Source organism: Dyadobacter sp. 22481 (assembly GCF_052044875.1).
Lineage (GTDB): Bacteria > Bacteroidota > Bacteroidia > Cytophagales > Spirosomataceae > Dyadobacter > Dyadobacter endophyticus.
Window position 1 is genome coordinate 274,643 of sequence record NZ_JBQENV010000003.1, and the last position, 25,501, is coordinate 300,143.

Consider the following 25,501-nt stretch of genomic DNA (forward strand, 5'->3'; position numbering starts at 1 on the left):
TTTCGTCTTTTAAAAATCAGCCTTAATCCCAACAGTAATCACCCGAGGCAGCGGATACGATCCATAATCAACACCCTGGAAAGCGCCCGGTACAGGTGCATTACCACTGCTATACGAGCTGGAAGTTTCCATACTCGAAGAATAGGAAGTGGTACCATAAGTAGTATTCTCCGGATCGTAACCAATGTATTTACTCCACAAATGCACATTCTCCGCATTCACATATACCCTCGCCCCACTCACTTTCAGCTTTGAAGCCCATTTGCCAGGCAGCGCATACGATACGCGCACATTCCGCAAGCGTACGAACGTCGCATCCTCGACCCAATAGGAAGAAAACTGCTTCTGCAACCCGAGGTAATTCACCGACGGCTTGAAATGCTTCCCATCGCCAGGATTGCTTTCCGACCGCCAATAATTGTACATATCGGCGAAGAAATTCCGGCCATTATCCCAGGTACCGAGGTAGCGCACATTGTTGTTGGCAATTTCGCCGCCGAACGAGCCTTGGAACAGGAACGACAATTCGAATCCTTTGTAACCCACCGTATTGGTAATACCGGCGATAAAATTGGGCTGGTAATTACCCAGAACTGTCCGGTCGGCATCGCTGATCTTGCCATCTCCATTCACGTCACGCACTTTCGGATCACCCGGTGTGGTGCTAGTGTGGTGCGGATAAGCATCTATTTCGGCTTGATTTTTGAAAACCCCGTCGAAAATGTAGCCGTAAAAATTGGAAACAGGCTGGCCTACTTCGGTACGTACGGTCACTACGTTATCGACATACTGGATAGGTGCGTTGCCAGGGCCAAGTTGCAGCACTTTGTTGCGGTTTCTGGAAATGTTAAAATCGGTTGTCCAGGTAAATGCGCCCGTCAGGTTTTTGGTTGAAATATTCAATTCCACGCCCCGGTTGCGCATTTTACCAATGTTGGTAAGCTGAGTTGAGAAACCGGTAATGTCGGGCACCGGCACGAAAAGCAACATATCGCGGGTCACAGAGCTGTAATACTCGGCCGAAAGGTTAATGCGGTTATTGAAAAGGCCTAAATCAACGCCGATGTTGAACTGATTCGTCTTCTCCCATTTCAAATTCGGGTTCGCCAGACTACTCACTTTCAAACCATTGGCCAGGTTTGTCCCATTCACATATTGCGCCGCAGCCAGCAGACTGATCGCCCCATAGTTCGGGATCTGGTTGTTACCGGTCACCCCGTAGCTCGCGCGAAGTTTCAGATTGTTCACAGCCGTCACGCCCGACATAAATGCCTCGTCCGAAAGCAACCAACCCGCCGAAACGGAAGGAAAATAGCCCCATTTGTTGTTCTCGCCAAAGCGCGACATTCCGTCTCGGCGCAGCGCTCCGGTCAGGAAATACCGGTTTTTAAAATTGTATTGAACCCTCGCCAGGTAGGATAGCAGCGACCATTCGCTGGCTGTCGTGTTACCGGCTGTCACCGTTCCGGCATTCAGTGTGTGGACGAGGTCGTTCGGGAAATTGTTGGCCGCCACGTACATGGTTTCGTCGCGCTGCTTCTGACTGGTGTAGCCAAGCAGGCCGGTCAATGCATGTTCGCCAAACTTCTTATCGTACGTCAATGTATTTTCACTCAGCCAGTTCAGCATGTACGCATCGCTCGCATTGCCCTGAGCGGCCAGTACAGCAGAATAGCCGTATTTCTGTTTATCATTCCAATAAAAATTGCTACGCGTATTGTAAAGGTTGCCGCTCAGGCTCGTACGGAACCGGAGCCCGTCGATGAGTTCGTATTCCAAATAACCCGTCGCCAGCGTATTGAACGACTTCCGCCCCTTATCTACCTCGCGTGTAAGCGAGTACGGGTGCCAGAGGTTCATATCGGCAAAAGAAGTAAAGCGAAACCAGGTCGAATTCGGATCGCGGAAACCGAGGTTGCCGTTTTCATTGTAGACGGGAAAAATAGGGTCGCTTTGCAGGCCGAGGCTGATCACGTCACTTTTGCCTTGCGTACCCTCCGTACGGTCGAAAATAGAGGTTATTCCAATATTCAAACCTGCGCTGAGCCGTTTCGTAATCTGGGTTTTAAGGTTTGATCGCACAGCCAGGCGCTTGTAATAGTTAGCGTCCAGTACAGCCGTCTGATCCAGATAAGCGCCTGAAAACATGTACTGCGTCTTTTCGGTGCCGCCCGTGATCGTCACTTGCGCGTTATACGAAGGTGCCGTGCGGAACATCACATCCTGCCAGTCGGTACCCTTCCCGAACTGTTGCGGATTGGTCGTAAAGTCTTCCGGAATACGCAATGTCGTCGGACGGGCGCTGTTGGGATCGCTCGCATTCCCCCCTTGTGCGGTCCATGCGTTGTTCTTTGCATCAATGTAAGTCTCGATATACTGCTGCGCATCCATCATTTTTACGCGGCGCGTTACTTTCTGCGAACCGTACTCGACGTTCGCACTCACATTCACCTTGCCTGGCTTACCGGTTTTCGTGGTCACGATAATCACCCCGCTCGATCCGCGCGACCCGTAAATCGCGGCCGAAGAAGCATCTTTGAGTACTTCGATCGACTCGATATCCTGCGGGTTGATCAGGTTGAGATTGAAGTTTTCCAACGGCACGCCGTCCACAACGATCAGCGGGTTGGTACCGGCGGTAATCGAACTGATCCCGCGGATTTTAATCACCGGCGAAGCACCCGGGGCACCTTGTGATTGCGAAATATTTACACCCGGCAGCGTTCCAGCCAGCGATTGGCTGACGTTGCTGAATGAACGGTCTTTGAATTTGTCATAATTGACGGAAATAACCGCGCCGGTCACCGCCCGCTTGCTTTGCGTTCCGTAACCTACTACCACCACTTCTTCGAGTGATTTGTTTTCAGGCACAAGCCTTACGCCGATGTCGGTGCGGGTACCGACAGTTTCCTCCACAGATTTGTAACCTACAAAACTGAATACCAGCACGGTAGCCTGATCCGGAACTTCGATCTGGAAAGCTCCGTCCGAATTGGTGGTCGTGCCGCGCTGGGTGCCTTTGATGACGACACTCACACCCGGCAGCGGGTCGGCGTCGCTTACACCCGTCACCCTGCCCTTCACGGACAGCGTCTGCGCATGAACCGCCGGAACTACCAGGAGACATGCCAGGATGATGCGTAAGAGTTGTTTCATAAACATTCAAACGATTAGGGAAGTAGTGATTTTCTTTTTCTTTCTTTTATATTCTAATTTTTACGAAAAGTATGAACAATTTTATTTTAAAAAAATATTTGTAAATTTTTTCTGTCTTATTTTTATAAATAATTGTTAAAATCGGGTTTTTGTTACTTCAAGATGCGTAAACAGGGCATTTAATTGCCTTTAAATCGAATCAAAAAGAACTATATTCGTAAGTATAAATATATCATCAGGAAATAAATGGAAAGAATAACGGCACGGTATTACATTGAAACCCCCTATCCAGTCGAAAGAGCAGCAACGGTGCTGGCCGGCGAGCAATCGTCGGGAACATTCGTGGCGGTGCCGGGCGAGACGGAGGAGCTGAAAAACCGATTCGCAGCCCGTGTGGAACAAATCGAACACCTCGAAACCGTTGCTCAACCAGCCATTCCGGGCGCTTCTTCCCCCGACGGATTGTATCGCCGTGCATTCGTAGACGTTTCCTGGTCGGCAGAAAACTTCGGACATAACCTCCCTACGCTTATCTCGACCTTGCAGGGTAACCTGTACGAAATCACGCAGTTTACAGGCCTGAAACTCATGGATATCCGCTTCCCGGAATCTTACGCAAACTACTATTACGGTCCCCGATTCGGCATCGACGGCTGCCGCGAGCTTACAGCCACCGATATCGGCAAACCGCTCATTGGAACGATCATCAAGCCGAGTGTGGGACTTACGCCTGCGCAAACGGCCGAAACCGTGGGGGTACTGGCAAATGCAGGCATCGATTTCGTGAAAGACGACGAGTTGATGGCCGCCACCGCCAACTCCCGCTTCGAAGACCGCGTGGATGCGGTAATGCAGGTCATCAACCGCCACGCCGACCGTACCGGCAAAAAAATAATGTACGCATTCAATATCAGCGACGAAATGGAGCCGATGCTCCGGAAATACGAGCATATAGTCAAATCGGGCGGAACCTGCGCGATGATCAGCCTCAACAGCGTCGGCCTGTCGGGCACCAAGCGCATATGCGACCTGGGCGAGCTAGCGATCCACGGCCACCGCAACGGCTGGGGCATGCTGAACCGCCACCCATTGCTCGGTATCGAATTTCCGGCTTACCAAAAACTCTGGCGGCTCGCCGGTGTGGACCAGTTGCACGTGAATGGCATCCAAAACAAGTTCTGGGAATCGGACGATTCCGTGGTACGCTCAATTGCCTCGTGCCTCGATCACGCACCGCTGGATAAACCGATCCTGCCGGTAGTATCCTCCGGACAATGGGGCGGACAGGCATTTGAAACTTACCGTCGCACGAAAACCACCGACCTGCTTTACATGGCCGGAGGCGGCATCATGGCACATCCGGGCGGACCTGCGGCCGGTGTTGCCGCATTGCAGCAAGCCTGGGAAGGCGCTGTAAACGGCTTGACACTCGAAGAAGCCGCACGGCAATATCCGGAATTCGGGCAGTCGGTTGAAAAGTTCGGAAACCTGCAATTCGACCGCGCATGAGTTCCAGCAACGTGCTCCTGGCCTTTTATGGTGACGATTTTACAGGCTCCACTGACGCGCTGGAGATCCTTGAACGAAACGGCGTCCGCACCGCATTATTCATAGAACCACCGACGCCGAAAGACCTCGCCCGCTTCCCGCATATCCGGGCATTCGGCATCGCGGGGATGACGCGCGCGATGGCCCCGGCGCAAATGGAGGCTACGCTCCGCCCTGCGTTCGCGGCGCTTAAAACTTCCGGTGCGCGGCATATTCATTATAAAGTCTGCTCCACGTTCGATTCGTCGCCGGCCATCGGCAGCATCGGCAAAGCCATTGACATCGGAGCGGAAGTATTTGATCCGAAATTCACATCATTAATCGTGGCGGCGCCTGTGCTCGGTCGCTATTGTGCATTCGGGAACCTATTTGCAAGGATGGGCATCGGCAGCAACGGCCACATCCACCGACTCGACCGCCATCCTAGCATGAGCAAGCACCCGACCACACCGTCGGATGAAAGTGATCTACGGCTGCATTTGAGTAAGCAAACGGGCAAACTCTGCGGCCTGATCGACATTTTACAGATCGAAAAGCCCCGGAAAGAGACCTCGGCATTACTCCAAACCATTGTCGAGGGAAATGATATTGTACTTTTCGACGGACTTTACGAACACCAGATGCGGCGTATCGGCGCACTTATCGACCCATACGGAAGCCCCGCCGCGCCGCACTTTTCGGTTGGTTCATCGGGCGTTGAAATGGCGCTGACCGGATTCTGGGAAACCGAAGGTATTGTCCAAAATCGCACCCAATGGCCCGATCCGGGCGAATCCACACCGTTACTAGTTATCTCCGGCAGTTGCTCGCCAGTCACAGCGCAGCAAATTGAATATGCATTGGCGCGCGGTTTCACCGAAATCGCCCTCGACACACCCGCCATAGCAGCGGGAACGCACGACGCTGCCTTTTCAAACGAAACAAACAAAGCCATGCACCTGCTCGCGACAGGTAAAAGCGTGATCATCCACACCAGCAAAGGCACCCAGGACGAACGTTTTATACAATCTAATAACGTTCTAAAAAGCAAAGGCCTATCATCTACGGAAATTCAGGCACTTACCTCATCCCTGTACGGCGAAGCGCTGGGCAGTATTGCCCGATACGTTATCTCGGCCTCTCCTACCAAACGCATTGTCATCGCCGGTGGCGACACATCGGGTGTGGTAGCACGGGCAATGGGCATCAAAGCGGTTGAAATGATCGCCTCTTTGTCCCCCGGCGCACCACTCTGCCGCGCATTTGCGCCCGGCACGGTTGCTGATGGGCTGGAAGTTGTTTTTAAGGGCGGACAGGTTGGTGGGGAGGATTATTTTGAGGTGGTTCAAAGAGGAAGCCGCACTGACCGATAGTAAGTCAGAGCATTCCTTCTGCTGATCCATATATAGTGGTTGATAAATAGCACTCCAAACCTCCTATTAACTTCGTATCTTTATTAAAATCAATGTTTCAAAATCATGCAGCACTGGCAGGAACGGATCAGCATTAATCCTGAAATAAGGTTTGGAAAACCTTGTATTAAAGGTACGAGAATAGCTGTACGTGACATACTGGGTTGGCTAGCGAGCGAAATGACATATGAGCAAATCATCGAAGACTTTCCACCAATCACCCGTGAAGATATTCTTGCTGCCCTGGAATTCGCGGAAAACGGGGAAGAAAATTCTAAAATTCTGATCACAGCAACATGAAATTTCTTTTTGACGAGAACATATCTTACCGAATCGTCAAAAAGTTAAAAGCCTCATTGCCCGATTGCATTCATGTTAGTCAAACGCCACTGAGATACGCCTCCACAGACCGCACCATTTGGGAATACGCCAAGGCCAGAAGTTACATTATTGTAACCTTTGATGCGGACTTTAAAGGCTTGGCCAACGTACTCTCATTTCCCCCAAAAGTCATCCTTTTAAAAACCGGAAACTGCTCCACAGAGTCCGTAGTGACCTTATTGCAAAATAGGCTGGGGGAAATCTCAAAGTTTAACAAATCTGAAATCTATGGCGTGATGGAGATCTCCTGAATCTCCTCCCCCCGTCTTATCTCTTTCCGCCGCCAGTAATTCGCCAATATCGACCCTGAAATATTCATCCAGGGACTAAATACAGCCGCGGCGAGCCCGACCGTCCCCAATTTCCCCATCGCCCCTGCCAGGCCCGAGGCCATTCCGCCATTTTGCAACCCCACCTCAAATGCCATTGTACGCGCCGAGGGTTTATCCAGGCCCAACAGTCGGCTTAGCCAATACCCAAAAAAATACCCGGCCGAATTATGCACAACCGACACGAAAAAGAGCAAAAACCCGACTTGCAAAAGATTGTCGCGACCGGCCGCGGTGGTTACGCTGGTGAAATAAATAATACCGAACATAGAAACGTAAGGCATATACCGGTCAAGTTTTTTGAATGATAATGTGGCTAAATGATACACCAAGCCTACCAGCACAGCACCAGCGAAGAATGACAGCACTTCCAGCGATTGCAATGCAGGTTCGGAAACCGCTTCGGCCAACCACGACCACAAGCCGAAAGTCAGCGATCCCAGCCACATCAAAGACACTAACGCTACTCTATAAACGTTTCTTTTTCCATGAGGCGTCGAAGTTTTCATAAAGTCGTGGATCAACGCGGCGCCTATGGGCACAATGACGATCTTGATGATCTCCATCATCATATCCAGAAACCGGATCTGAATGAGCGTTCCCGCAAGAATTTTCATCAGGAACGGGGTCAAAAATGGAGCGGCGAGAGTCGTCATGGCAGTTACGGCCACGGAAAGCACGAGGTTCGCTCTCGCAATGTAAACCATCACATTGGAAGCCAATCCGCTCGAACAAGAACCTAGAAGGATGATCCCCGCTGCAATTTCAGGGTCGAAATGAAAGACCTTAGTCAATGCAAAACCGGTAAGGGGCATGATGGTGAAATGGCTGCACAGGCCAACGAGAACTCCTTTACCCGAGGTAGCAAGCTCCGAGAAATCACGCAGGCTCATCTGTATGCCCATTCCGAACATGACAAATTGCACCACGATCAGTATCAGCCACTTATTTCGCAGATCAAAATCTCCCACATGCAGCAAAGATTGCGGATATGTCATGCCGGCCACTACCGCAGCAGCGATCCAGGCCGTGTATTGATACCCTTGCAAAAACGGGACTGCGCCCATGCCGATAGCCGAGGCGACTGCCGTACCCAGCGCGGCTGCCCTGAACAGCTCATCAGCCTGTGTTAACCATGCGAAAGCCAGTAATGCGAGGCCAAACGAGGCCAATGCAAGACATATTTTCCTGAATATCAGCATCATTATAATGGGTTAATAACCGAAGCCAGGTAACGTACCGCTTCCGGCGGGCTAGCTATAATCGGAACCGTTTTCTCCGCCTCCGACAGCGCGTCCACAACACGCGCCATCGACGCCTGCGCGAGCAGGATCACATCCACTTGCGCAGATAACTCGCGTAACGCCTGCGCGACCATCTGATCGTGCAAACCCGGATTTCCGCCCATCAGCGCGTCGAAAGCACCCTCGCAGAGCCTGGTGGTCAATTCAATTTCCTTTCCCGCAATTCGGGCACGACGCGTTACCAGATCGGCGGTCGGTTCCAGCGTAGTGGGCAATGTCGCCACCACGCCTACTTTCTTTCCTTTCGCAACGGCCAGATCCGCCATAGGCTGATCAACACGGAGCACCGGCACCGACGAAAGTGCGGCAGCGGCCTCCACAGCTCTTCCGATGGAGGAGCATGTTACCAGAATATGGTCCGCACCCGCCGCCTCGGCCGAGGCCACATAATCGACAACCCGGCGGGCCGTTGCCGGCACAAGCTTCCCTTTCGCGATGACATCCTTGATCAGACTATCGTCGACGATATTGAACACATTTACGCCCGGCAGGTATTCACGGCATAGTTGCTGAAAGATCGGCACGAGCGTGGCCGAGGTGTGAATCAATCCTAATGTTACTGGTTTCATGAATGAGCTTTCGGAAATCAATTGTGGACCTTGTAGCGGAGTGAAACGAAAAAATCTTTCGTTTATATTCTAATTATTTCGAAATTTAACTAAATAGAATAATTTCACAAAGATAAACCAAAAAAAGACCGGACATCGCCCGGTCTTTTTAATCCTTTACTATCTATGTTAACCAATCAAAGTCTTTGTCATTCCCGGTATTCTTTGATCCGGAGCGCCAGGTACGGCGTCACAGGCAAGCGGATCGATGTTCTTTTCTTGTCATAAATGCGGTAATCACTTGTTTCGGAGATCTCGAAAACCTCTGGTCGCACATCGACCGTCATGTTCCAGGTGTCGATTACTTCTACCTTAAACTTCCTCCCTGCTCTCGGCCCGCCCTTGCGCGGAAGGCTGAATTGCCATTCAGGCTGCATATTTTTACCCAAATACACCAGGTAATAACTGCTGTCAGCACGCGACGTGTGATGGTCTTTCCACGGATCCGATAATTCCAGCGGACCGGGCGCCTCTTCCAGTATCTTTCTCAAAAAACCAATCCGTGCCGGACTACTGCCAATCAGGCGGCCGCCTTTGGCCCAAAAAATAGTGTCGCCCTCGTTTTGATACGTCTCCCCATGCGTTACATACGTACCCGCGATCACGCCCTGCCAGAATGCTTCGGTCATTTCCTCTCCGCTCAAATGGCCCCAGCGCTGCTGCAAATCGCCTTCATAACACACTTCGTCGTAAACCATGGGCTTGAAGAACACATCTCTTAGCAGCGTCGCCCTGCCAAAGTCCTCCACTGCCGAACCATTCTGAATACTGACATGCGTAAATTCCGACTTCCAGTTGTCGTAGTAAACGCTACCGTTATGGATCGAGCAAAGGTGGCCATATGGATCTGCATCCACTACGGCCTTCGTATAAATGTCCCAATCGTCGCGCGGCTTCGTTTTGACGTAATCAAACTCATTGGCCATCGACCACCATACATTGCGGAATGATGCCAACCGGGCCGTCAGGTATTGAATATATTTAAGGTCGTTCTCCCTACCAAGACTATCAAATCCCCAATGACCCTTATCGTAAGGATGAAAAACGATCACATCTGCTTCGATACCCAGCTTTTTCAGATCGTCAATCCGATCTTCGAGGTGTTGAAAAAAAGCTGGCTCAAAACGCGAATAATCCCATTGAAATTTGATTTTACCTTTCGCATCCTTCTTTTCAGACGTTTTTACATAGGGATAGTACGGAGGCTCATTCTCCACATGCGAGTAATATTTCGGAAAAACACACATCCTGACCTTATTGAAGGGTGCATTCGCCAGCGTTTTGAGCGTAATTTCTTCCAAACCTTCGGGCTGGTGCGTCCAGGCATACAGCGTTGTACCGAACGGATAGTAGCGTTTGCCATCCGCATATTTAAAATGATACGTGTCAGCCACTTGAACCGGTCCGTGGTTATCCTTCCCTGGCTCTACACAAGTGAAAGTCCCTTTTTTGCCGTTGAGTGATTTGCTGTTGCTGGTCGTTAGATACTTCCATTTGCCTGTTTTTTGAGGCATAAACCGCACCTTATACTGGCCATTGCCATCATAAAAGCCCGCCACTTTTACCTTTTCCGTACCATTTGAAAACTCGGCCGACAGATTCACGTCAGCGAAAGGATTTCCGGTTTGCGGTCCTGGCAGCGTCACTTCGAACCGCTCCCACCGCTCCACGGGGCGCTCCACACCATCCTGGCCGGAAGCACTAAGAATACACCAAAAAAAAGCAAAAAACAGATAAAAAAACTTCATGATCAATGTGTTATATAAACTTGCGGAACAGAGCCCACGGCTTCCTGCCAACCGCGATAGACCGTTTTTACCGCATCGTTGGCAGCATTGGGCGCGACAGACAAATGCCCTGCGTTTAATTTCTGCAAATAGTCGATATCAGGATAAACACCTGAATATAAACCCGAAAGATATGCTGCGCCCAGTGCCGATACTTCCGGAAATCCGAGGTTAACGACCGGTTTTTCCAGTAAATCCGCAAGCATCTGTACGACGAAATTATTGGAGGTTAACCCTCCGTCAATTTTCAATTCCTGCAATGCGATCCCCGTATCAGTTTCCATGGCCACGATCACATCTTTGATCTGAAATGGAATGGATTCCAGGGCAGCGCGTACGATATGGTTTTTATTTGAATTAAATGTCAGGCCGGTAATCGACGCTTTGCGGTTCATGTCCCAATGCGGCGCACCAAGTCCGCTGAACGCCGGAATAAGGTAAACGCCGCCGCTATCTTTCACGGAAAGCGCCATGGATTCCGTCTCCCGGATGTCGTTGAAAAATCCGAGATGTGTTCTAAGCCACTCGATCGTCGCTCCGCAGGTCACAATCACGCCTTCCAGCGCATATTCTACCCGATCGCCCGCACTCCACCCGATCGTCGTCACCATTCCCTGATGAGACGCTTTCGGCTCGGGGCCGATATTCATTAAAATCGAAGACCCGGTTCCTAATGTAGCCTTCGCAATACCCGGGAAGAAGCAACCTTCCCCAAATGCAGCCGCATGCGAGTCGCCGATCATCGCTGTGACCGGTATGGATGCTGATAACAAACCACCAAAGTCAGTCTCGCCGAAATGCGAGGACGACGACTGGATATCAGGCAAATGCAAGCCATCCAGTCCAAACGACCGGATCAATTCCTCGTCCCAGGAGCGTGTTTCGAGGTTAAAGAAAAGCGTGCGCGACGCATTGGTATGATCGGTGAGGTAAGCGCCTCCATTAGTCAGCTTGTAAAGAAGCCAGGTATCAATCGTGCCAAAAAACGCGTCGCCGTCCGAAATAGCTTTCCTGACACCTTCATGATGAAGATTCAACCAGATTACCTTCGAGCCGGAAAAATACGGATCGGCCAGCAGGCCGGTTTTTTGCCGGATCATTCCTTCCAATCCCGCAACCCGCAATTCCTCGCAAACCGCTGTCGATCGCTTGCATTGCCAGACTACCGCATTATGCAGTGGCTTTCCGTCATTATCCCACAGCACGAATGTCTCCCGCTGATTGGAAATTCCGCACGAACGGATGTCCTCTATACGTCCCTCTTTTGCCGTAAAATCCGCAATGCATTTCGCAACCGACGTCAATACATTCTCATAAATTTCCTGCGGATCCTGTTCCACAAAGCCGCCATCGAGGTACATGGTACGCAACGGTTCGCTACCCCGCGCCACAACCTCTCCTTTTTTATTAAAAATGACGGATTTAGTACTGCTCGTACCCTGATCGATCGCCAGAACAAATGGGCCGTTCAACATTCCGGAAGCCTTGTTATGAACTTGTTAAACCATTCTTATTATTAAAACAAAGAAAAGAAAAACAATCGAAAACAAAGCTAAAAATAGATGGAAAAATATTAATTTATTTATGTGATATATTAGCTAGGATGCAATTTTATCCTCTAAATTCAATTGCTTAAATTTTAGTAAGACATTTTTGCTGCAAACGAATAGCATTACAATGCCGCCTAGACCTAGAAACATCAGATCAACTCCGGATTCAGCCGTACAGACCGTCCGATCAAAAGACAAGCAAATAATTTTTAGTGCAGAACAAATTGCCAAACAATCTGCAAAAACGGTTACAATGTTTCTTTCCTGAACATTCTGGAATCCGTGCTTAATCGCTGCAACAACCACATAAATTAAACAGCCCAGTAGACTAACCGCCAATGTGACGGCATACAGGTTAAAATACTTTTCCATACAATCATTATCGTAATTAATGATTGCAATCAATAACCGACTGTTTTTCTGATTGAGCCCCGACAGCAACTTCGCCGGAAGATTTAATGGATTCACTTTCTTTTCTATCAAACCAAAAACCAACGGCTGCGCCGAGCACAAAACCTCCGATTGCACCCGCAGGGCCCAAAAAAGCCCCAATTGCAAGACCAAAAGTCACTCCAAAGGAAATCGGCGCTGCTAATTCGTTTTTATTTTCTGTATTCGTATTCATATCCGAGTGCGTGGTTTAAGTCTGACAGAAGATTTACTTAATGTCAAAACTAGCACTATTTAAAAACCATGTCAAGACTCTAACTTTATTTAAACGTTTACAATCGTTTAAAAGCGATTAGCCACACATTTAGAACAAATTACGTCATTTCTTCGATTCTCCGGCGTCACTTTCAGGTTCACCATTTTACCTCCTTTCCACTCTCCTTCGACGACCGTATTCAGCGGTGCGTGGAGCTTAAATTGCACATCCCAGTCGTCTGGCCAGGCGGGCAGAATGTAGATCGAATCAGCATGGGTCTGTATGAGCATTTCCTGCAAGCCGATCATCCCGGAGCCGCCCCAATTATGGTCGGGTACCCAGTCGTGGCCGGGACCCCAGAATGCGGGGAAGCGGCGGCCGGAGTTTTGCAGCTTTTTAATGGTCAATGCGGCAGCTTCTTCCGTAAGCCCCAGTCGGGCGCAGAAGATATTATCCTGGTGCCAACTGGTGTGGTTGCGGTTTTTGATCGCTTCGGTGTCGTATTTCCAGGTATTGACAGCCGTTTCAAGATCAGGCTGACCGATGCCGTAAATGCCGTAGGGAAAAACTGGGTACAATTGCGGAATTTCAGTGTTTTGGATACGCTCCCACGCTTGTGCGGGAGCGATTGTCCGGTGGCCTTGCATTTCGCGGAAGCTCAGCGGCGGAACGCGCCTCAGTATCTCCTTCCAGTGCGTGCGCTGCGCCTCACTGCCATATTGCGAGGGTAATGCTACCATCCTTTCGAGCACGATTTTTAAACCCGCAACCGTCGTCACGGAATTATAGGCCATTTTATAAGTTTCAGCGGCGCTGCCAGGGAACAGAACCAAATGCCCATTCTGATCAAGTTTCGCCGCGCCACGTTGGGCGGCCAGGTATTGGTAATGCTCGTCGAAAAACACGACACAGCTTTCGATCAATGGAAGGTACCGCGTAATGTCTGTTCCGGTAAAATGCTGCTGGTCGAGGATCATCAAACAAAATTCCAGCGAAGTATCCCAAAGGTATTCCAGCCATTTGTTGTATTCCAATCCCGGATCATAGCCAGCAGGCCGTTTGGAACCATATTCGGCATAGTTGGGCAGGCCGAAATTCTCGATTTGTTCCGTAAACGACGCCCCATTGTGTCCCCAATAGTGCTGTGTACGGATTTCTGCATTGCCTAAAATCCGCAGATAAAATTCAAACTGCGGCTTCATCATCTCAAAATCACCGCTTTTGAGCATCGGCCAATAAACGAGCCGTTGGTTTTGCGCGGTAAAAATGCCACCTCCCCAATTTCGGTGATCGGCTGTAAAATGATATGATCTATCCACAAAAACAGGGTCATAAGTAAAGAGCCCACCGTTGAATTTGGTCGGATAGGTACCATATGCATTGCATCCGAGCATGTAGCGGAAAAGCTGATAGTTACGTCCCACCTGCCATACCGGTGAGGCGCTATCTTTCTTGCTGGCATTCAATGCAATATAACTTCGCTGCCAGTATTGCTTCCACCATTCAAGCGTTTTAACCCACGCCGTCGGTTCTGCTTTGGCAACAATTTCAAAAAGCCCCTTCTTCCAAACAGCAAAGTCCTTCTGCTGATCGGTATGCAGGTAAATATTCAGTTTAACGTTCCGGGATGGGGATTTGCTTTTCAATCCGAACCCGGTGAAAGGCGTATCGGCATACTTACCGCCCGATATTACCTTGTCGGCGACCATGCCGGGCCCCGCCATCCAGCCGCCGTAAGTCAGGTTTTTCAGCGGGTTCCAAAGCTTCGATTTGACGTCTTCCAGTTTTTGCTGACTTACAATGGCATCAAAAACCGTTGAATCGCGGTTCCGGTGGTAAAATAGCACGCCGTTGTTTTCATACCGGACGCTGTCGGGAAAAACGGCGATGCCAGGTTTTGCCCATTTATAAGAGCTGGCGCTTCGTGCATTGCCTTTCAACTCGCCGGGAACCGTCCGCCAGCTTTCATACCAGGCCTGTGCGGAAACGGGGCTGCTGCCATTGATATCAACGTGGATCACGGGTTTGAAAACATCTACCCAAACCTTGATAATGACGATCAGCTTGCCTTTTTTGCCGGTTACTTCAACATAACCCTCGTTCAATTTCAACTCCTGCTGAAAACTGCCGCCCGCTTCGAACGGACTCGGCGAAAGTCGCACACGCACGCGTCCGAGCTTTGGCACTACATTGTTTTCATCAAAAACGCCGCTGCGCGAAACATAGAACAGCAAATCGCCCTGCTCCACCCATACATTCAACCCCACATCGCCCCCGCCGCAAGGCATCGATTCGCCGGAATTTCCGCTCTGGCTCGTCCATTTCAAATTGTACTGTTCCGGCAAGAAACCCTGCGCATGCCCCCCCCAATGGCCTGCAACTATTAATAAAATCAGAAAGAACCGGCAATAGCAGCGATACATGGCGGATGGTTGAGAGGATCAAACTGGGAAGGCCAGCGTTAAAATCAGGATTGGAAAACCGTTTTCATAAAAGCGGTATTCGCGCTGAAATTACCTTTCACATCGCGCGGCCTGGCAGCGTCCCGCGAGCGCTCGATGACGAGCCAGCCTTTCCAGCCCATTTTGTCGAGCGTGGCTTTCACTTTCTTCATGTCCAGTCGTTTGTTGTTTTGCAGCCAGACGCCGTCCTCGTCGGTGCAGTGTATCTGGCAAATGCGGTTTTTACCTAAAATACGCAGCTCTTCGCAAAGATCGCGGCCTGCTTTAAGCGGATTTGAAAAATTGAAATAGATCTTAATGGACTTGGATCCGATCTCTTTCAGCAATTCCACCTCTCCTTTTGCGTCCAGTGCAGTTTCAATCCCAATCACCACACCAGCCTTTTCAGCCATTGTACCAACCGTTTTTAGCCTCTCTACGATCGCAGGCCGCAATTCCGGGTTTTTGACCAAATCTCCCTGAATACCAAGTGGTAAAAAAGCAATTTTAATACCCATCAGTTTCATGGTATTAATACAATCGCCCACCGGCGTCTCGGCGCCATCGCGTTTCGCGAACGACTGCGCATAAAAACCGGTCATGGCCAGCGAACAGATTTCGAGGTTCAACTCCTTCGCTTTGTCGAGATATTGCTGGCGCACGGCCGGGTCGGCGAGTTTGTTATCGAAAGTAGGCCGGTCACCCAGGCCGCCCATGTCCACTTCAAGGCCGTCGGCACCGATTTCGTCAGCAAGCGGTAATGCGCTTAGTTTCTGTCGTTTCAGGATCATCAGATCGATCACAGCAATTTTATAGCGTGATTTTTTCACCGGACCAGCCATGGCAGCCACCCACGGCGAGAACGGCAGCGCCGCCAGTCCGGCAGCGCATGTATTCAGGAAATTTCTTCTTTTCATTGTTTCTAAATCAAATAGGCCACTGTTCGTCTACGATCGCTTTGCCTTTCAGCTTCGACGGATCGATTTTCACGTGCTTGATGCGTTGCCTGCGCCAGGTGTACACAATGTGCACCATCCCATCGGCAGTCTGAATCACAGACGGATACGAATACTGGCTGATCGGCGAGTCTTCCAAAACCAGCACCGCCTCCCAGTTCTTACCATCTTTCGAAACAGCCACATTAAGCGGTGTCCGCGGCCCTTTTGGTTGACCGACCGGCGGTTTCACGTGATTATACACCAGCAATTGCCGGCCGTCGTTCAAAGTCACGGCATCGGTCCCGGAGTTATTGTTAGGTAAACTCGATGGCGCCACCTCCGACCACGTCTTACCACCATCTTTCGACCACGATTCGACGATCGAACGGCTCTGGCTGCGGCAAAGTATCTGCATGTCGCCGTTCGCATAGGTAAGCAGGCTCGGTTGAATGGCCTTGATCGTTTTGCCATCGTTCAGCGGCCCTACTTTCCGCCATGTTTGACCAAAATCGGGCGTTACTTCGAAATGCAGGCGCCAGCCATTCTCGCCCTCGGTGCTCGACGGGCACCACAGCTCGCCATTCGCCAGCAATACCGGCTTATTTTTCACGGGCCCCAAATAGCCTTCCCGCAATTCAACGGGTTTCGACCAGGTTTTGCCATGATCTTTGGAAGTGATCAAAAAACCTTTCCAGCCCGCCACATTTGGTCCTACCTTGTAAAAAAGCATCAGATCGCCCTTCGGAATCTGGTACAAGACCGGGTTCCAACAGGCATAGCGCAGCTTTTCGTTCACTATTCCATTGGCCACTTCGACCGGCGCCGACCATCTGTCGTTTTCCACCCTGCTTACCCAAATCCCTACGTCGGGATTTCGCTCTTTCGTACCGCCAAACCATGCTGCAACAAGCCCGTGTGGCGTTTCCGCAATGGTGGAAGCATGACTTTCCGGGAATGGAGCGGTGTCAAAAATGTTTTCATCTACCAGAATACCTTCCTTAAAATTCTGTGCGTTGGCCGACAGTACCAGAAGGGCCGCAGCACCGCCGAAGAGCCATTTTCGTAGTATTTTTCGCATGGTTTGGGTTATGTTATGGGTTAATTAAAAGCCTTGAAATCGTATCGGAAGAAGCCGCCTTTTTGCCATTTACAAAAACCTGCAAGCCGCGTCCCTTTTTATAATGGCTCCCGTCGCGGTCCCAAAGAATAGTGAGGCGCTTGCCGTGGTAATGCACGTCGTCGAGGCAAAACCACTCCCATTTATCCTGCGGTATGAGGGGATTAACTTCGATTACCTCGTCCGTACGAGGGCGCAAACCCACGAGCCCGGTGATAATCAAGTCATTAAATGTCGAGTGATTATAGTAGAGGCTGCGCTCCTGATCACCTTTGAGCCAGTAACCCGTCTTTTCGTCCAGGTATTCTCCGATATAAGGCCTGCCACGGTAATACTGCGACTCTACGTACTTTTCCAGCAAACCAAAATAGGTCGTATCGGCGACCACTTCCGGCTTGGGCGCATTGAGGCGGTTGGCAAGGCCGGTCAGCGTCTGTGCGGTGGCAAAAGGCCACACTGCGCCGTCCCACTCGCATTGGCAGCAGCCGTGCGTTCGGAACTCCGGGTGCCTCCGCTCGGCAGTTGTAAGGCCGAATGGCGCATTGAAACCCTTTTGGTCGGAAACCTGCTTCCACGCCGCATCCTGTTCATCATCAGGAATATTAAAATACCAGGGAATAAACCCGATCGCCTCGCGTACCCCGGCAAAAGGCCCCTTACCGCGCTTCTTTACCGTTTCAAAAAAGGAGCTGTCGGCATTCCACAATTTACTGCGTATCAACCGCTTCAAGGTATCCGCTTTACTTTCATAGAGCCCTGCTAATGCCTGGTCGCCCTTCAATGCGGCAATAGCCGAGAGTGCTTTGGCATTACCATACATATAGCTGTTGATCGTGGGACGCGCATTCTGCTCGCGGCGGCCTCCGCTGAGCGATTCTTCCATGCCATCTTTCACATCTGTTTGCCAGAAAAGCCCGCTTTCGGTCCGGCGATCTTTTTCCCAGGCTTTGTATTCCGAGTCGAGGTCCGGCAGCATATCGAGCAGATACGCCTTGTCTTGCGTCACTTTGTAGCGATTGTAGAGCGCATCGGCCGTCCAGCTACTGAAATTGAGCAGCTTTTTCATGCGGGAACCGTCATTGCCCCGGAACCACACATGCACATTGTCGTTCAGATAACGCTGATCGTGCAGCCAACGGCCTTCGTAAATGTGATGGCCGAGCGCGCAACTGATCATATTGTATTTATCTGCATAATTCCTGTCGACCAGAAACTCGGTAATCACAAAGCCCTGCGGCGTGTTGTGAATGTGCTTCCGGTAGGTCCACCAGCGGTAATAGTAGATCTCGCGAAAATTATCCTGCGGACAGTCGAATAGCGGGATATTGGCCTTCATCCACTCCCACGACTGCGCATTAGGGATTGCATTCACCTTATTTTCATCCTCCATCCGGTTGAAATACGCCACATGATGCCGGTAATCTTCCGCTTTCAAAACAGCCGGACCGGCTGTTTTACGCGCACAGCCCGTCAAGCCTGCCAAGATGATACTTAATATTCCAAAACCAATTTTTAGATACCTCATTACTTTTTCGAAAACCAATAGATAACCGGCCCCGCCTCTTTGGAAGACAGCGAAACCATTTTCCCTCCTTTCATTTTTTCAGGTTTACCCAAAAAAACGCCCGTTCGTGCATTGATACGATTCAATTGATAACTGCCTTTGAATTGGGTGAGGTCTGCCTCCCCTGCCCCCTCCTGATAAATGACCAGCCCTTCGCCTGGTTTGGCTAAAACATATTGCCTGTTGCCCTGCGGCTCCTCTTTCTTTTCCGGTTGCCCTTTTACATCTAGGGGCTCCATCACTGAAACCGCCTCCAAAAGCGCCTTAGGCAGGTCCGGTACCGCACTCACCGAGCCACCCGCCAGCAGCACTGCCCACGCGTTTTGCTCGGCACCGTTCGCATTATAGAGCACCGCTTTTTCCGGATATTTCTTTTTGTATTCCAAAACCGCATTATAAACCGAGCGGAATGAGACTTTACCCATTTTCTGGATGCGCGCATGCTGCCGCGGAGCGAGGCTCTTGCCGCCTTCGGGTGCATAATCGGTACCATTTTCGCGGCGGTGCCAATAGCGGATATCGATCATGTCAACCAAGGCTGCATATTTGGGATCGGCCAGGATCGCGTCCTGCACGTCTTTGGTGGTGCTTAATGCTACCAATGCGTTTTTGCCCTTTTCCCGCTCCCATTCACCGATCACATCCAGCCAGAACTGCACAAAATGCAGCGGCCCGGTATATTCGGCACTAATGAACTGGATCACACCGCTCTGATCCACGAAATTGTCCAGGCATTGCCGGATGTAGGCCCGGTGCAATGCTTTCCGCTCCGCATTGCTGACATCGTAAAACTGATCGGCGATGAAAATGCGCTTGTCGCCCGCATAAGGTGGTGGTTCGGGAAAGCCTGTCTGGTTGATGTTATTCGCAGTCCGCCACGGGAAATCCGCGTAATGCGCACCGGCTTCGAGGATATTGTGCTGGAAATAGTTTTGGTGGTACAACAAAAGTCCTTTCTGGTCGGCCAGCCTCACAAACTCGCGCAGGCGGTTCCAGTACCATTCATTATAATGCTGTAAATCGTATTTGCTCAGATCGTCCCAGGCGGCATCCTTCCCGCTTCGGGCAAATGGCTGTTCATAGAATGGGGGCCAGGTTTCGCCATCCATGCGGCGAATGCGCTCGTGATCGTCGCGGCGTCGGTCGTACCAGAGGCCATAATTATGATCCACGACGGTAATGTGCTGCTTTTGCAGCGAATCGGTCATTTCCGACAAATCATCGGTCCAACCTTTACCCACGCGGCCGGGCACATAGCGGGTAATGTGCGGTTTCGCGGCATTCACATCGTGTGGGCGTATGCTGCCCCGCCACCAGGGAACTTCGTAGCGCGCACCGGTGACGAGTTCGTTGCCTCGCACCAATCGTCCGTTGCGGATGGTCAATGCAGGGAGTGTGCTAGTGTTTTTGGGTGAGTTAAAATTGATTTCATCAATGGATTTGACCGCACCGCCAGCCACGGAGGAGACCTCCGGGGAAACGGCCACTGTCATAGGGTTGCGCTGCGCAGATTGATCGATCCAATCTGTCAATAAAACAGCGGACCGATGCGAACCTGCGACCAATGCAGCGGCCTGGTCGAGGCTGGGGCTACTGGATGCTTCCGTTTCCTTCGGCAGGAGAAAAGATCTGGCCAAAACCTGCTTTCCAAGGCGCTCTGCCAGTTGTGCATAATAGAGGCTGCGTGGCTGAATGTGCTCATTTACATTCTCCCAAAAACCATCTCCCGCAAAAGCCGCCCAAGCCCCGAATGCAAAGTTTTGCGTCCCCGGCGGTGCGAAATTCTCGATCCGAGAAGCCGAGCATTGCCAGAATACCGAATTAGCGGCCGTCCAACCGGCACCCTGACCGTCCTGGCCTCTGTTTTTAAAACTCAATGCATTCCCATCCACATTCACGATATCAAACAACACACCGGAAGCCCAGCTGTCAGTAGCCCCGCTGAAACCGTTCGATAACCGGGATTCGCATTGCACGAATGCATTCGGGCCGGGGGCAATGTAGCCGGTCGCGAAATCATGCAAACCATTTTCGGCGTAGCAACGCTGGAAAAGCGTCTGCCCGCCTTGTGTAAAAAAGGTATTCCGCCGCTGCCCGGCAATCTCCGAAACCGGCTCCAGCGACTTGCAATCCTCGACGGTAACTTTCGAAGCCGATTCATAAACCGCGACCGCCGATCCCGCCAAATGCCGGAAGGTAACCTGCCTTACCCACGCATTTTCCGAATTTTCGAAAGTAATTCCCATCCAGCGATGGTTCTCGTCTTTCAAGTTTTGGGGATCAAATGTAGATTCAATACGGATGTTTTCAATCCCAACATGACCAATACGTCCTGCCCATTGATAAGGCACTACAAAACCGCCGCCAATTTGGGCGTCCAGTGCAGTCGTAATGGGCGCATCGATGGTAACTTTCCTGCCCGAAACACCGGTTACCGTCCGGTCCCAGCTCATATCGCGCTGCCCCGGTTTCCAGCCGAGCCAGCCTGTTTCGCCACCGAATTCTTCCATTTTCAGACTTCTGATCCATTCGGCGGTAGAGGGCCGCAAAACACGAATGCGGTCACCAATTTTTAATGAGCTTGCGTTTTCAATCTCAAAACTTAGCGCACTCACCGGCACATAACGGTCAGAAACGCGCAGTTTAGGTTTAAATACCACATCATTATTCCCTAAAACCCGAATCACCGTCTCCCGCGTACGCCCATCCCCGAGCAGTACTGTTCCATGCTCTCCCATTCCGACCCCGCGAATGACCACACCTGACTTCTTCACGACAATACCAGATAAAATCCGATGCGTTCCGCGCCCGAGCAACACAGCGCCCCGCAACCCGTTCGCATCCAACGGCAAGCTGCCCACGTAGTCGATCGCCGCCTGAATGCGTGCTGTGGCGTCACCCTCTCGGGCAGGCACAGTCACGCGTATGGGGGCGTCCGGGATCGCCTGCGCTCCCGCCATGAAGCCCGCATACGAGAAATCGACAATGCGGTTGCCGAGCGAATCGGGGGCATAGGCAAGCCGGCCGTCTTCGGCCAATGTGACCGGCGAAGGCATTTTCGGCTTCTTTTGCCCAAATGCCATGGGTACCAAAAGAAAATACAATCCTGTCAGCGACAGGATCGTATCGAATTTCATCACCTTAACCAAGTATCTCAGTCTGTCCAAAGCAATACTTATTTTTGGCCCGGCGCACTTTTCAGCGAAGCCAGGGTATCATGGTTGTTTTTAGGGTTTTTCCAATCCATTTTCTTCTTCGGATCGATGCCGTTGATGAACTTCTCGATGTTGGAATACCCATCTCCGCTCATGTCCTTGCGGGCATCCGACGGGTCTTTCGGGTTCAGGCCGTATTTAACTTCCCAGTCGTTGGGCATGCCGTCGTCGTCCGAATCCGGGTAAGGCGTTCCTTTATACTCGGGGTAACCTCCTACCTGTGAAATGTCGGTGATAATGCCGTTTTTGTACGAATCGATCGGCAGGCGGCGGTGCTCAAACTGCTTCTCCGGCAATTTTACATTATCCAGCGGATTGATCTTCCCTGTACGTACCTGTGTCGTCACGCGCGCATCCACGGGATCGCGGCGCGGAAGCGTGGCGCCTGCATTCGCGATCACGTAATCGAACGACTCTTTCGCGCTCATGATCGGGAACTGCGGCATCGGAAGCGGCTCGTGCCATCTGATGTTGTCTGTGTATTTACCCGCATCGGCATGGTCTTCCACCTGTACGCCGCCATCCCAGTTGTTTTTCGTGACTTTGTCGTAGCCTTCCATGATGTTTCCATTCACATAAGCACGGCCGTAAACCTGGTATTTCAACTTGCTGCGGCCCGCTTCCGGTTTCAGGATCCGGTAACCAATCGGCGAGTCTTTCGGCGTTTCGGGACCAGGCTTGAAGTAGTTGTTCACAATATTATACATCGCGCGGTAGTCGCCGCCGTCAATGGAGCGGTGCACCCAGTTGAAGACGACATTGTTTACAAAATTGAATATACCGAACCAGCCGATCGACGGGTTACGGCCCGCATTATTGGCCCAAAGGTTACGCATGAACGTGCAGTTCTCGCCACCCAACGTACTCCCGAATGCGTGGTTCCAGGTATCGAGTGTTTCGGAAAAAATGGAGTTCTGAATGGTGATGTTAACAGTCGGCAACTTTTGTTCCTGCGCACCGGTGCTGTCGTTGTACATATGCCGGTACATCGACATATTCTCGTCCAATCCCCAGCTTGCCGACACGTGGTCGATCATGATGTTGCCGATCGGGTTACCGCCGATGGAATCGTCGCGGCGGCCAACGAATGTCTCCCCACGGCGGAAACGCATATGCCGGATCACGACATCGTGGGTATTGATCCACACGCTTTCACCCGCCACACAAACCCCATCGCCCGGCGCGGTTTGCCCCGCAATGGTAATGTACGGCGCGCGGATAATGAGCGGCGTTTTCAAACGGATAATACCCGCCACATTGAACACGATAATGCGCGCTCCGCCTTTTTCGCAGGCGTCACGCAGCGTCCCCGGACCACTGTCGGCAAGGCTTTTCACGACATAAACCTGCCCTCCACGACCACCAAAACTGAATGCACCACCGCCCTCAGCACCCGGAAACGCCGGAATGTCGGACTGCGGCAGATCCACCGGACGTGCTGCCCAGGGAATATAAGGCTTACCCTTTTTCGCCTCGGCTTCAATGGTCGGCAATGCCTTCTGCCACGCAATCTCCGACTTGCGCTCGGCCTCCGCCAGGAGCGAATCGCTCGTTTTTTTGGCGGCTGCGGAGATTTTGGGGTACTGCGCAAAGACGGCTGTGCCAAGAAGCATACCTGCTAATGCCAGTTGGAGTGAATGTTTGGGAATAGGATTCATTTGTACGTTTTAGGTCTATGGATTAGTAGATATTATCGGATGCACGTTGTCGCGGTACGGACTGTCTTCGACCGCCAGGCGGCCCCGTCCGGCGTCGAAGGGTATTGCGAAATGTCCACCTATTTCAAAGGATCAAACGTCCCCGATGGCCAGCCGATATTCTGTTCGAGCCGTGGGTTGTTGGTCAATGCCTGCTGCGGGATGGCGAAGAAATAGTACTCCGGTTTCCAGTTAACGAGGTATTTGGTATCCAGCTTTTTAGGCACGATTTCTAGGTAGTTTTTGTAAACAGAGTCGAGGTTCATACCGTCGCGGCGTGCTGCGAAATCTTCGGGAGCAGATGATTTCAGGTTAATGGTCACCCCGTTGCGGCTTTTGCCGTTCAGCAGGGTTTCAAATTTCTTCCAGCGGCGCAGGTCGTAAAAGCGCTTGCCCTCGAACGCGAGCTCCACTTGCCGCTCGTGCAAAATAGCTTCAAACATTTCCGCACGGGTCATTTTAGGGTTCAAACCATAATAACCATCCGCCCCTGGGTCGATACCGGCACGCTTGCGAAGCTCGGTCAGTTGGGTATACGCCTCGTCGAGTTTATTCACGCCGCAGGCAGCTTCCGCCAAATTGAGCATTACCTCGGCATAACGCATTTCGATCCAGTCGGTGCCGGCATTGGCCACTGCGCCTGGTGCGAGGTTCGGGTCGATGGCTTTGCGGACATAGAAACCGGTAGAAGTGGCTTTTTGCTCAACGGTTTTATTGTTTACAAAATAGGTCCACAACCGGTAGTTCGTGTTGCCGTTGATCGCCCAGGTAGCGCCATTGAATGCGATGGTCTGGTTGAAACGCGGATCGCGGTTTTTATAGAAAAGCTGTGGGTCGTAGCCGGAGCCTTTTTCATCGATATTCCTGCCATTCTTCATCGGAAATGTCTGCACGATTTCCCAGGTAGGCTGGTTGGAACCGCCCGCGGTACCGAGGTAAGATGGCCGTGTATTGTTGTCCCAGGTCATATTCTTGTTGATCTGATCACCCACCTTGTTATTGTAGCAGGTAACCCAAACCGCTTCGGGGTTATTCACCTCCTGGAACCACAGATCACTGAAACTGCTGTGGAGCTTAAAACCATTGGCAGAGAGCAGCTCGATCGCTTTTTTGTTGGCGTCATATGCCGCCTGCCAGCGCTCTGCCAGGTCGCCTGGGTTGTGTTGCGGACTGGCATAATGCAGGAGAATGCGGCCTTTGAAACCTGCTGCGGCACCGCTCGTAATGCGGCCCCAGTCGTTGGTGTTGCCCCAACGACCGGGCAGGGTGGAAATGCTGTAATCGAGGTCCTTCACGATGAGCGCAATGCTCTCGGAAGTACTGCTGCGCGGAATGGCCGCTTCTTCCTTGGCCTCCTCACCTACCCCTTCGAGCGGTTCGAGCACCATGGGCACACCACCGTAAAGCTGCACAAGGTCCCAGTAGCGGAAAGCGCGAAAGAACGTTACCTGCCCCATCAGGCGCTTCCGGGCATTCTCACTCAAACTGCCAGTCGGCAACTTGGCCAGAAACTGGTTGATTGAACGGAGCTTACCATAGTTGTTCGTCGCATTCACGCCTATCCCGAAATCCTGTACGGTATTGACCTGCACCGTGCCTTCGAAAAACCGGCTTTCACCTCCTATCTCGTCGGTACATTTCAGGAAATCGCCCGTGGGCCAAGTAGGCAGGTTCTGGTCATAAACATAATCCACGTAACCCTTTGCCAGCAGGGTGTCGTTAAAAACCTGCTCCTCGTTGAAGGCGGATAGGTCGGTTTTGTCGAGTATATTTTCACAGCTTGTCAATGCAAAGCCGAGAAATGCTGCTATTATCCAATGCTTTTTCAT

Annotated in this window: 18 protein-coding genes; 4 read left to right on the forward strand and 14 right to left on the reverse strand. The window is 51.3% G+C overall.

Annotated features, from left to right (window positions below; all coding sequences use genetic code 11):
• Positions 1-9: 9 nt before the first annotated feature.
• Entirely contained in the window at positions 10-3,156 is a 3,147-nt protein-coding gene (locus tag ACTJJJ_RS20115) for a SusC/RagA family TonB-linked outer membrane protein (RefSeq protein ID WP_440702799.1), read from the reverse strand.
• Between the two features lie 246 nt (positions 3,157-3,402).
• On the opposite strand from ACTJJJ_RS20115, the gene ACTJJJ_RS20120 reads away from it, so the two are divergent.
• The 4 genes from ACTJJJ_RS20120 (at position 3,403) to ACTJJJ_RS20135 (ending at position 6,727) form a co-directional block, all read left to right on the forward strand.
• Positions 3,403-4,665 (forward strand): ribulose-bisphosphate carboxylase large subunit family protein, encoded by a 1,263-nt coding sequence (locus ACTJJJ_RS20120; protein WP_440702800.1) that lies wholly within the window; start codon positions 3,403-3,405, stop codon positions 4,663-4,665.
• Positions 4,662-6,056 carry a four-carbon acid sugar kinase family protein gene (locus ACTJJJ_RS20125; RefSeq protein WP_440702801.1) on the forward strand — a complete coding sequence of 465 codons (1,395 nt, stop codon included), beginning with the start codon at positions 4,662-4,664 and terminating at the stop codon, positions 6,054-6,056. The genes ACTJJJ_RS20120 and ACTJJJ_RS20125 overlap by 4 nt, the downstream gene beginning before the upstream one ends.
• A 105-nt stretch (positions 6,057-6,161) precedes the next feature.
• Positions 6,162-6,395 carry a DUF433 domain-containing protein gene (locus tag ACTJJJ_RS20130; protein ID WP_188937810.1) on the forward strand — a complete coding sequence of 78 codons (234 nt, stop codon included), beginning with the start codon at positions 6,162-6,164 and terminating at the stop codon, positions 6,393-6,395.
• Positions 6,392-6,727 carry a DUF5615 family PIN-like protein gene (locus ACTJJJ_RS20135; RefSeq protein ID WP_188937807.1) on the forward strand — a complete coding sequence of 112 codons (336 nt, stop codon included), beginning with the start codon at positions 6,392-6,394 and terminating at the stop codon, positions 6,725-6,727. Before ACTJJJ_RS20130 ends, ACTJJJ_RS20135 begins: the two co-directional genes overlap by 4 nt.
• On the opposite strand, the gene ACTJJJ_RS20140 is transcribed toward ACTJJJ_RS20135, so the two are convergent.
• From ACTJJJ_RS20140 to ACTJJJ_RS20200, 13 genes are all read right to left on the reverse strand, one after another.
• On the reverse strand, positions 6,703-8,010 hold the full coding sequence (locus ACTJJJ_RS20140; RefSeq protein WP_440702802.1) for a bile acid:sodium symporter family protein: 1,308 nt from the start codon (positions 8,008-8,010) through the stop codon (positions 6,703-6,705). The genes ACTJJJ_RS20135 and ACTJJJ_RS20140 overlap by 25 nt on opposite strands.
• Positions 8,010-8,678: an aspartate/glutamate racemase family protein gene (locus tag ACTJJJ_RS20145; RefSeq protein ID WP_440702803.1), complete on the reverse strand. Its 669-nt coding sequence runs from the start codon at positions 8,676-8,678 to the stop codon at positions 8,010-8,012. Before ACTJJJ_RS20145 ends, ACTJJJ_RS20140 begins: the two co-directional genes overlap by 1 nt.
• Before the next feature lie 188 nt (positions 8,679-8,866).
• Complete coding sequence (locus tag ACTJJJ_RS20150; protein ID WP_440702804.1) at positions 8,867-10,465, reverse strand: DUF5060 domain-containing protein; 1,599 nt, start codon at positions 10,463-10,465, stop codon at positions 8,867-8,869.
• Positions 10,466-10,467: 2 nt separating this feature from the next.
• Complete coding sequence (locus tag ACTJJJ_RS20155) at positions 10,468-11,979, reverse strand: FGGY family carbohydrate kinase (RefSeq protein WP_440702805.1); 1,512 nt, start codon at positions 11,977-11,979, stop codon at positions 10,468-10,470.
• Positions 11,980-12,102: 123 nt separating this feature from the next.
• Positions 12,103-12,426: a hypothetical protein gene (locus ACTJJJ_RS20160; protein ID WP_426295528.1), complete on the reverse strand. Its 324-nt coding sequence runs from the start codon at positions 12,424-12,426 to the stop codon at positions 12,103-12,105.
• A gap of 16 nt (positions 12,427-12,442) precedes the next feature.
• Positions 12,443-12,679: a hypothetical protein gene (locus tag ACTJJJ_RS20165; protein ID WP_440702806.1), complete on the reverse strand. Its 237-nt coding sequence runs from the start codon at positions 12,677-12,679 to the stop codon at positions 12,443-12,445.
• A gap of 107 nt (positions 12,680-12,786) precedes the next feature.
• Positions 12,787-15,123 carry a DUF5703 domain-containing protein gene (locus ACTJJJ_RS20170; RefSeq protein WP_440702807.1) on the reverse strand — a complete coding sequence of 779 codons (2,337 nt, stop codon included), beginning with the start codon at positions 15,121-15,123 and terminating at the stop codon, positions 12,787-12,789.
• A 44-nt stretch (positions 15,124-15,167) separates the two neighbouring features.
• Positions 15,168-16,058, reverse strand: a complete 891-nt coding sequence (locus ACTJJJ_RS20175; RefSeq protein ID WP_440702808.1) for a sugar phosphate isomerase/epimerase family protein — start codon at positions 16,056-16,058, stop codon at positions 15,168-15,170.
• A 10-nt stretch (positions 16,059-16,068) separates the two neighbouring features.
• Positions 16,069-17,157, reverse strand: a complete 1,089-nt coding sequence (locus ACTJJJ_RS20180) for a sialidase family protein (RefSeq protein WP_440702809.1) — start codon at positions 17,155-17,157, stop codon at positions 16,069-16,071.
• Between the two features lie 13 nt (positions 17,158-17,170).
• Positions 17,171-18,721: an MGH1-like glycoside hydrolase domain-containing protein gene (locus ACTJJJ_RS20185; protein WP_440702810.1), complete on the reverse strand. Its 1,551-nt coding sequence runs from the start codon at positions 18,719-18,721 to the stop codon at positions 17,171-17,173.
• Positions 18,721-21,927, reverse strand: a complete 3,207-nt coding sequence (locus tag ACTJJJ_RS20190; RefSeq protein WP_440702811.1) for a DUF6298 domain-containing protein — start codon at positions 21,925-21,927, stop codon at positions 18,721-18,723. Before ACTJJJ_RS20190 ends, ACTJJJ_RS20185 begins: the two co-directional genes overlap by 1 nt.
• 8 nt (positions 21,928-21,935) lie before the next feature.
• Positions 21,936-23,633, reverse strand: coding sequence for a pectate lyase family protein (locus ACTJJJ_RS20195; protein WP_440702812.1), 1,698 nt, complete (start codon positions 23,631-23,633; stop codon positions 21,936-21,938).
• A gap of 119 nt (positions 23,634-23,752) precedes the next feature.
• Positions 23,753-25,501: a RagB/SusD family nutrient uptake outer membrane protein gene (locus tag ACTJJJ_RS20200; RefSeq protein ID WP_440702813.1), complete on the reverse strand. Its 1,749-nt coding sequence runs from the start codon at positions 25,499-25,501 to the stop codon at positions 23,753-23,755.

Bases quoted from the DNA above. Each gene is read 5' to 3' on its own strand.
- ACTJJJ_RS20180 (WP_440702809.1), bottom strand. From the start codon at position 17,157: ATGCGAAAAATACTACGAAAATGGCTCTTCGGCGGTGCTGCGGCCCTT.
- ACTJJJ_RS20125 (WP_440702801.1), top strand. From the start codon at position 4,662: ATGAGTTCCAGCAACGTGCTCCTGGCCTTTTATGGTGACGATTTTACA.
- ACTJJJ_RS20120 (WP_440702800.1), top strand. From the start codon at position 3,403: ATGGAAAGAATAACGGCACGGTATTACATTGAAACCCCCTATCCAGTC.
- ACTJJJ_RS20160 (WP_426295528.1), bottom strand. From the start codon at position 12,426: ATGGAAAAGTATTTTAACCTGTATGCCGTCACATTGGCGGTTAGTCTA.
- ACTJJJ_RS20175 (WP_440702808.1), bottom strand. From the start codon at position 16,058: ATGAAAAGAAGAAATTTCCTGAATACATGCGCTGCCGGACTGGCGGCG.
- ACTJJJ_RS20170 (WP_440702807.1), bottom strand. From the start codon at position 15,123: ATGTATCGCTGCTATTGCCGGTTCTTTCTGATTTTATTAATAGTTGCA.
- ACTJJJ_RS20200 (WP_440702813.1), bottom strand. From the start codon at position 25,501: ATGAAAAAGCATTGGATAATAGCAGCATTTCTCGGCTTTGCATTGACA.
- ACTJJJ_RS20145 (WP_440702803.1), bottom strand. From the start codon at position 8,678: ATGAAACCAGTAACATTAGGATTGATTCACACCTCGGCCACGCTCGTG.
- ACTJJJ_RS20195 (WP_440702812.1), bottom strand. From the start codon at position 23,633: ATGAATCCTATTCCCAAACATTCACTCCAACTGGCATTAGCAGGTATG.
- ACTJJJ_RS20130 (WP_188937810.1), top strand. From the start codon at position 6,162: ATGCAGCACTGGCAGGAACGGATCAGCATTAATCCTGAAATAAGGTTT.
- ACTJJJ_RS20185 (WP_440702810.1), bottom strand. From the start codon at position 18,721: ATGAGGTATCTAAAAATTGGTTTTGGAATATTAAGTATCATCTTGGCA.
- ACTJJJ_RS20150 (WP_440702804.1), bottom strand. From the start codon at position 10,465: ATGAAGTTTTTTTATCTGTTTTTTGCTTTTTTTTGGTGTATTCTTAGT.
- ACTJJJ_RS20115 (WP_440702799.1), bottom strand. From the start codon at position 3,156: ATGAAACAACTCTTACGCATCATCCTGGCATGTCTCCTGGTAGTTCCG.
- ACTJJJ_RS20165 (WP_440702806.1), bottom strand. From the start codon at position 12,679: ATGAATACGAATACAGAAAATAAAAACGAATTAGCAGCGCCGATTTCC.
- ACTJJJ_RS20135 (WP_188937807.1), top strand. From the start codon at position 6,392: ATGAAATTTCTTTTTGACGAGAACATATCTTACCGAATCGTCAAAAAG.
- ACTJJJ_RS20140 (WP_440702802.1), bottom strand. From the start codon at position 8,010: ATGATGCTGATATTCAGGAAAATATGTCTTGCATTGGCCTCGTTTGGC.
- ACTJJJ_RS20155 (WP_440702805.1), bottom strand. From the start codon at position 11,979: ATGTTGAACGGCCCATTTGTTCTGGCGATCGATCAGGGTACGAGCAGT.